This is a genomic window from Aetokthonos hydrillicola CCALA 1050, assembly GCF_017591665.1.
GTDB lineage: Bacteria > Cyanobacteriota > Cyanobacteriia > Cyanobacteriales > Nostocaceae > Aetokthonos > Aetokthonos hydrillicola.
Genome location: NZ_JAAKGC010000029.1, coordinates 43,836 through 51,427 on the forward strand (window position 1 = coordinate 43,836; position 7,592 = coordinate 51,427).

Below are 7,592 nucleotides of genomic sequence, written 5' to 3' on the forward strand. Positions count from 1 at the left end.
TTGTTGACACCACTGTCTGCACGGTGTCAACAAGCACGTTGCACTCATAGTGTAGGGTGTACAATTCATTGAGGGAATCACCCTATACCCTACACCCTAGTTTCAGTAACAGGATATAAGCGTGGTTTTAGACAAAACAACACTACGCAAATCCCTCCTTAAACAACGTCAATCAATGACAGTAGCTGAGTGGAGGGAAAAGAGCGATCGCATTTGTACAAATATTTTAGCCTCTTCCTTATTTCAAGAGGCTAAAACTGTCTTGGCTTATTTTAGCTTTCGCCAAGAACCAGATCTCAGTCCCCTCTTTACAAATAGCCAACAGACTTACCCTACAAAAACGTGGGGATTTCCTCGCTGCGTTGATCAATCGCTTCACTGGTTTAGTTGGAAACCTAATGACGCAGTAGAAATAGGGGCTTATGGTATACGTGAACCTTCAAAAGACGCCTTAATCATAAGTCCTTCGGAAGTCAGTTTAATTCTTGTCCCTAGTGTTGCTTGCGATTATCAAGGATATCGCTTGGGCTACGGCGGAGGATATTATGATCGCCTGTTGAGCTCTCCTGAGTGGGTAAAAAAGCCAACCATAGGTATTGTGTTTGAATTTGCTTATTTACCAGAATTACCTGTTCAAGCTTGGGACAAACGGCTACAAGGGGTTTGTACGGAAATGTTGTTACGAATGTAACTAAGTGATATATAAATTTTATCTGTATACAAAAAATAAGTTCACAACTGGATTTTTGAGCACCGCTCTCTTAAAACCTCGTCGTTTGTGCACGAGACAGGGGTTAAAACTTTTTGTTTAAAACACCATCCCTTTATGGGTGGTGTATTTTGACGACTGACGCCTTTATTCTGAATTCTCTTTTGTTTTTTTGGGAGAGAAAACAGAATGGTTTGTTTAATCGATAACAAATGAGCTCCCACAAACTTAACTAAGCATACATTTTCACTTTTAATGTGAGAAATAAATATACATAGTATATTTACTTGTTTGCGTTGTATACTTAAAAGGACTATCTTGATCTATCGATAAATTTTCACACAATTAGACTCCGACTATGAATAAAAAATGGGCGATTAAGCGAATTACTGTAAACTTGACCATCACTGAAGCTAAAATGCTCGATTCTTATTGTGATCAGACAGGCAGGGCTGCTACAGATGTGATTAGAGAACTTATTCGAGGGTTACCTGTAACGCAACAGGTGTCATAGAAATTCAATTACACTATGCATATGCCGTTACCACAAATAGATCCCATACTCGGCGTCGGCATTTTTTGAACTTTTTTAAAAGCAAACAAAAGCCTGGGTTGTCAGACGATTACCCGGGCAGTTGCGTTTGTGACCATGATTTGACTTTTATCACAAGAGCAGCGATCACATCAGATCATGATCAAGATCGTAGACTAAATGCACTCAGAAATTGTAAAAGTTTGTTTAGTTTATTAAAGAGTTAGATTGTCTAGAGTAACATCTTTAACACTAACAGCGCTAGATAAGTACTGTAGTCAAAAAATTGATACATATACATTGATGATTCTACTTAATTGGTGAAACATGAGTAAAAAATTAGCGGTCAAACAAATCAGCCTTGTCTTGGCATCAGATGAAGCCAAGATACTCGAAAAGTATTGTGCCCGTACAGGCAAAACAGCTACAGATGTTGTGAGGGAACTTGTTCGAGCCCTACCGTAAACAGATAAGCTGTTCAACATTTAATCTCCAATAGCAGAGTTCCCCTTATTTTTAATTTTTTGTCCCGATTGGATTATTAACCTCTACCATCCTGAAGACGCCCTGAATCATCTGCGTCTTAACTCAATGAGCAATATGTTACTCTTCTTTCAAGAAGGTTCAAATTTCTGAGGGAGAGCGATCGCGGCGTGTATTCGAAATACTATCATCAACAATTTAACGTCTTCCCCAGCAATTACCTGAGTGATTTATCTGGAGAAATTAAAGCTTGCCGTTACTTTGCTACTAACAACCTTAACCGAGACTTTGTAAACACCAAAGGATTTTCCGTAGTGTTTCAGCGTTCAGGATTGGAACAGCTAGAGGAGCAGTTTCCTTTTTTCAAATCCTATCTAACTCTGGCTCTTCAGCCATCTTGTAATGCCTTTTACCTCAATCCTTTACTGCTAAAAGAAGGCTCCCGCGTAGATCCACACGTTGATCGCTCCCTTCGTTCCTACTTCAAAACGATTGAGCCACCTGCTATTGTTAGTGTCCTTTATATTGAAGTCCCATCAGATATGAAGGGTGGGGAACTAGTATTACACAATCGTAAACGCCAAGTTGCTCAGATTAAGCCGCAGATCAATACTTTGCTCCACTTTCAGGGTGACTTAACCCATTCTGTTAACGCTGTGAACACATCAGGGAGCCGCCTAAGCCTAGTTTGTGAACAGTACGCTTTGAGTGAAGCTGAACTTCAAGAAATTCCGGAATTTACTATAGAATCAAGATCCAACGCCTTTCGGGAAGTCACTCATTCAAAAGTCAAAAGTCAAAAGAAGAACTAACTCCTTGAGGGCGACAGTAAATGGTTAAAATGAGAATCTCAAATGGGTTATGGATGTATAGCGTTCTAGGTGCGATCGCACTCGTAACACTATTCCCCTTATTTTGGCTTGTTAGTACAGCATTAAAGTCACCAACAGAAAATATATTTCAATCACCACCACAGCTATTGCCAAGTCAACCCACCTTAGACAACTTTGTTTCTGTTTGGCAAACTTTACCTTTTGGACAGTACTTGTTCAACAGCACTCTAGTAGCAGTGCTAGCAGTCAGTTTAAACTTGATATTTTGTGCTTTAGCTGCTTACCCATTAGCAAGACTCTCTTTTCCAGGAAGAGACTGGATTTTTATAGCGATTGTCGCCACGATTATGATTCCCTTTCAGATCGTGATGATTCCCTTGTACATTTTGATAGTTCAGCTAGGTTTACGAAACACTTACTTGGGAATAATTTTTCCTAGCTTAGCTTCTGCTTTTGGAATTTTTTTGTTACGACAAGCTTTTATCAGTGTTCCTAAAGAAATGGAAGAAGCAGCACGTATGGATGGTTGTTCAGAGTTAGGGCTGTGGTGGTATATCATGCTTCCAGCAGTTCGCCCAGCATTAGTAACTCTGGCAATTTTTGAATTTATCGGCTCCTGGAGTGACTTTCTTTGGCCTTTAATTGTCATTCAAGATGAAAACTTGTACACTCTCCCTTTAGGAGTGGCGAAGCTAGCAGGTACTTTTTCCTTAGACTGGCGATTAATAGCTGCTGGATCAGTCATTTCGATTGCCCCAGTGCTAATATTGTTTTTGTTTTTGCAACGCTACATTGTCCCAACAGAAATTGGCAGCGGTATTAAGGGCTAATCTACCGATGGTGTGGATGCTCATCCCAGTTAAAGATTTCATGGTTTGGTACTCTGCTACTATACCAGGTAATTTTTCCTTGCAGTGTACCGATTAAAGATTCCTCAACCACACTAGCTAAATTATCCCATGTTAAATTCTCGCACTGGAGCAGAACTTTCAATTCCTGTAAAGCACCTAATGCAGCATTCTCTTCTTGGAAAAACAGAGGGCTATCAGCGCGTAATAGATCCCGTTGCACAGCCGCAATTGCCTGTCGCACAGCAACTTTGATTTGCTCATTTAGCTGTGTTCGTCCTCGATTCAATTGTTGTTGCCATCCACGTTTACTAGTAGCATATAGTCCTGGTAACCGATTCAACGCATAAGCCGTTACCTCAGATGGTTTAATATACTTAGCGATTTTAGAGGGTAAAGCTCGAATTTGCTGCTCTACCTCTTCTACCACTAATATTTCCATTGCATTTCGTGAGTTTCTAGCAAATTTATCTTGCTTAAATTGCTTGATTGGATAACTAATTGCAAAATCTTGAAATGTGGTTTCCATATAAAAATTAGCCTTTTTAATAAAGGAAAAACTCTGATGATAAATCTATTTTTAGATTAATTGAAATAGAGTATATCTGGCATCAGAGTATTGTAAAATTCATGCGATTTTTTTGATTAAATTTCTTAAAAGAAAACGGGAATAGACAATAGCACAGTAGGTTGGGTTGAGGAACGTAGACGCCGGAGGTGGCTTCCCGCAGGGTAAACCAACATTTTTAGGATTTTGTTGGGTTTCACTTCGTACCCCTACGCTTAAGCAAGCTACAACCCAACCTACTAAGATAAAGGGTGGGATGAAAATACTGCTCAGGTTTTACATTTTGAACTTGAAGTTAAGGTTAGAGTTATTTTCTTTCCTCCTTAACTAGCAAATATTAGGATGGATTTAAATATATCTAATGCTAATAGTTACTCGTAACCGAAAAAATACGGTTTTGTCTATAAAGTTTTTGCTCTGATAGGGTGAATGATTTGCTTTGAAGGGAAAATCAGCAATCAACCAGCACTACATCGTAATAACAATTCGCTTAAATGCCTCTAAACATAGAAAATCTTGTAAGGGCGTTACCCTAAAGAACGCCCCTACTGTATTTCATTGTGAGTCCTGAATTCTGAATTCTGGCTCCTCCCTCTTTAATGTACAACTCCCAAAGCAAAATTAACCGTATATGGTTCTTCTAGTGATTGCTCAGTACCAAGTTTAATAGCCTCAAGATGATGACCTAATAACTGTAGTTGTTGAGATTTTGGAAGATAGCTAACATTCCCTTGTTTCTCAAAAAGTGGTGTGCTAGTAATAGCCTGGTATTCTAAGTTTTCTTTTGTACTTTGAGACAACCAGTGGGAATCTAAACTTGATGGTATTAAACCTGGTGGCAACTCACCTTCTAAGAAAGCAAGCAAGCGTTGCTGACAACTACGGGTATTGATACCACGATTCTCGAATAACTGTAGGACTTCGTCAAAAGATAAAGCTCTCTCTGGTAATACCTTGAGCAGTTCTGTAAAAAGGAAATAGTCAGTATACTGTTGTCTAGGTACTTCTAATACTTGGGGATGTAGTGGAAGCAATGCTAGACCATAGGCAACCCGACTACACGCAGGACTTCCATTTTCATCAAGATATGAATCTTGAATAATCTTAGCATTAGGCAATTTTTGCCGTAGCCAACGGTTGATAGCACCTATTGATGCAACTCCACCAGTTAGGATAGCTTGATTAATTGCTTCTGTAGGTATGCCTTTAGCTACCAACAATCTATTAAGTTCACGATTCAAGCGTCGCACAAACGGAACAAAGACTTGGCTTTCTAAGTCTCGTCGCTGCAATGTCCACTGCCCGTCTGCTAACTCTAGTGTAAAAGAGTCTTGATGCTGCAAAATTAACTTTAGAGCGATCGCAGCTTCTAGCATTGCCTTTCCTAAAAGAGAACCATCTAGTTTTTGCTGCAAACCAATGCGATCGCTAATATCGGGTTCTCCTGGTCGTGGTAAGTTTAATTCTTCCCATACAAAATCAGAGACGTGCATCTGATCTAAACCAGGAACCGATGGTTTCCAATAGGTGGGGTTGCTTGTGCTACTGATGCTATCGCTTTGTGTTTCAGTACGAGATTGCCGCCATTTTTGTGGAAATAGTAACTGGCAGATAATATCCTGCTCGATTCCCTTGCCACCATAGCCAAAGCCGTGGAGCATAAAATCGCTATGGGTTAAGTCTTCCAAGTCTTCTGGCAAATCAACCAGTGTCATTTCCGTAGAAGCTGCACCAATATTAATCACTAGGGTATTACCAACTAGAGGATTAGTGGTGGTTTTTGCCAGACGAGAACCTTGTGCAGTTTTCAATTCTACAGTTTCACCACCAGCACCATCAATTTCACATAGCAAACTAGCAATTGCTTCCTCAATAAAAAACACTTGTTGGGAATGTTTTACTAATTTACTAATTAGTAAAGCTTCTCGTACATTGAAGCGATATTGCTCAGACCAATTAGACGGACAGGTGCAGATCACACCAGCAAGGTTATTAATAATACGACGAAAGTTTTGTTGGTTCAGTCCCGCCGCTGCCGCAGTTAAACCCAAGGTGGTGCTAGTAGAATCAGATTTTAATGTCAAAAGAAGTTTTGAGAGCGATCGCACAACCCAAACCAAAGGAACCGTAGAAAATTCATTTAATTGCAATACTGGTTCCCATTTTTGCTGTTTGTCCTTATACGGGAGAGCAATCTGTAAATAAGGCTTTAACTGCGCTGAAAAGAGATTGTGTGTTGGTGGTACTGATCTTTTTTCTTCTTCAGCAACAGATGCTGGTACTGTTTGCAGGGTAATCTCTTTGTTTTCTGTTTCACTGGAAGTAATAGAAGCTGTAGGCAGATAAACCTCTCCTGGTAGACGGAACGAGTGCTTTCTAGGATCTGCGTCTGGTTGGTTTTGTGGTAACCAGTAGAGAGGATAAAGCTCTATTGTTGAGCGATTTAATAGTGCAGCAGAAATTCCAGTCGTACCCAAATCGATCCCTAAATACCAAGCTGAGTCAAGAACATCGACTGATTCTCTACTGTCTCTAGAACTAGAACTAGAGCTAGAAATTGAAACAGAAGAAGAACTCTCTTGTTTTTCTTCTATTGTTGGTTCCTTTTTTTTTTCGGCTTCTGCCAAAAGAGCTTCTATAGCGGTTAATTCTAGCTGCGCATCTGCCTGTGGTGATACTGCTGAGCTAGAGAGACTATTTTCTACTGTTGGTTGCTCTTCTAGATTCGTTTCAGTTTGAAAATTTAGCCCTTGATCAAACTCAACTAAATCCTGCTCTAACTGCCTTAACTGTGCTTCTTCTAAGGAAATATCGGGTGCTGCTGTAGCCGATGCTTCATCTTGGTCTAGCAAATTTTCCTCTGGTGAAGCGAGAATATATTTATCTGAGGAAGAGTCTTCTTCAGACTTTGTGGATGTCTCTACTGGAATCCCTAGCCCTTCCGTATTGGCTAGTGTTACGGTACTTGTCTTAGTATCAAAAGATGGTTCTTCAGAGATTGATTCATGACCATCTACATTAACGAATAGCTCATTTAGTGCTGAAATTGTATCAGTAGTTTCTGGATCTTTAACATTGGGGATTGCAGCACCCATCAAAGATCCTTCTTCATAGTTTTCATTAGTTATTAATATTTGGTAAAAATCTGATAATTGTCCCGGCGCTTTGATGGAAGGGTCTTGAGTGTTAGCATTGCGTGGAGATAAAAGACCTGCATCTGGATCATCAAACCAGGGATCTGGCATCATAACAGCAGCCTCGACTTGCTGCATCTGGTGCGTCGCAGGTATAGAAGGCGGTGTAGTTTCCGGGTGTTCTTGTGCAACTGGTTCGGGTGTGGTTACCTCGGAAGGCGGTGTAGTTTCCGGGTGTTCTTGTGCAACTGGTTCGGGTGTGGTTACCTCGGAAGGCGGTGTAGTTTCCGGGTGTTCTTGTGCAACTGGTTCTGGTGTGGTTACCTCGGAAGGTGGTGTAGTTTCCGGGTGTTCTTGTGCAACTGGTTCTGGTGTGGTTACCTCGGAAGGCGGTGTAGTTTCCGGGTGTTCTTGTGCAACTGGTTCGGGTGTGGTTACCTCGGAAGGCGGTGTAGTTTCCGGGTGTTCTTGTGCAACTGGTTCTG

6 protein-coding genes are annotated in these 7,592 nt (G+C 40.6%); 4 read left to right on the plus strand and 2 right to left on the minus strand.

The window, feature by feature from the left end; translation table 11 throughout:
* Positions 1-121 precede the first annotated feature (121 nt).
* The 4 genes from G4P69_RS16655 (at position 122) to G4P69_RS16665 (ending at position 3,387) form a co-directional block, all read left to right on the plus strand.
* Entirely contained in the window at positions 122-691 is a 570-nt protein-coding gene (locus G4P69_RS16655) for a 5-formyltetrahydrofolate cyclo-ligase (protein ID WP_310834145.1), read from the plus strand.
* A 376-nt stretch (positions 692-1,067) separates the two neighbouring features.
* On the plus strand, positions 1,068-1,223 hold the full coding sequence (locus G4P69_RS39275) for a ribbon-helix-helix domain-containing protein (RefSeq protein WP_243902198.1): 156 nt from the start codon (positions 1,068-1,070) through the stop codon (positions 1,221-1,223).
* A 671-nt stretch (positions 1,224-1,894) separates the two neighbouring features.
* Positions 1,895-2,536: a 2OG-Fe(II) oxygenase gene (locus G4P69_RS16660; RefSeq protein ID WP_208339978.1), complete on the plus strand. Its 642-nt coding sequence runs from the start codon at positions 1,895-1,897 to the stop codon at positions 2,534-2,536.
* Positions 2,537-2,565: 29 nt separating this feature from the next.
* The gene (locus tag G4P69_RS16665) at positions 2,566-3,387 is read left to right on the plus strand and encodes a carbohydrate ABC transporter permease (protein WP_243902200.1); all 822 of its coding nucleotides are present in this window, start codon (positions 2,566-2,568) and stop codon (positions 3,385-3,387) included.
* Position 3,388: 1 nt separating this feature from the next.
* Here the strand turns inward: G4P69_RS16665 and G4P69_RS16670 are convergent, their stop codons facing one another.
* Positions 3,389-3,934, minus strand: coding sequence for a late competence development ComFB family protein (locus tag G4P69_RS16670; protein WP_243902201.1), 546 nt, complete (start codon positions 3,932-3,934; stop codon positions 3,389-3,391).
* 635 nt (positions 3,935-4,569) lie between these two features.
* The coding region (locus tag G4P69_RS16675; protein WP_208350582.1) for a hypothetical protein at positions 4,570-7,592 on the minus strand (3,023 nt) is incomplete at its 5' end.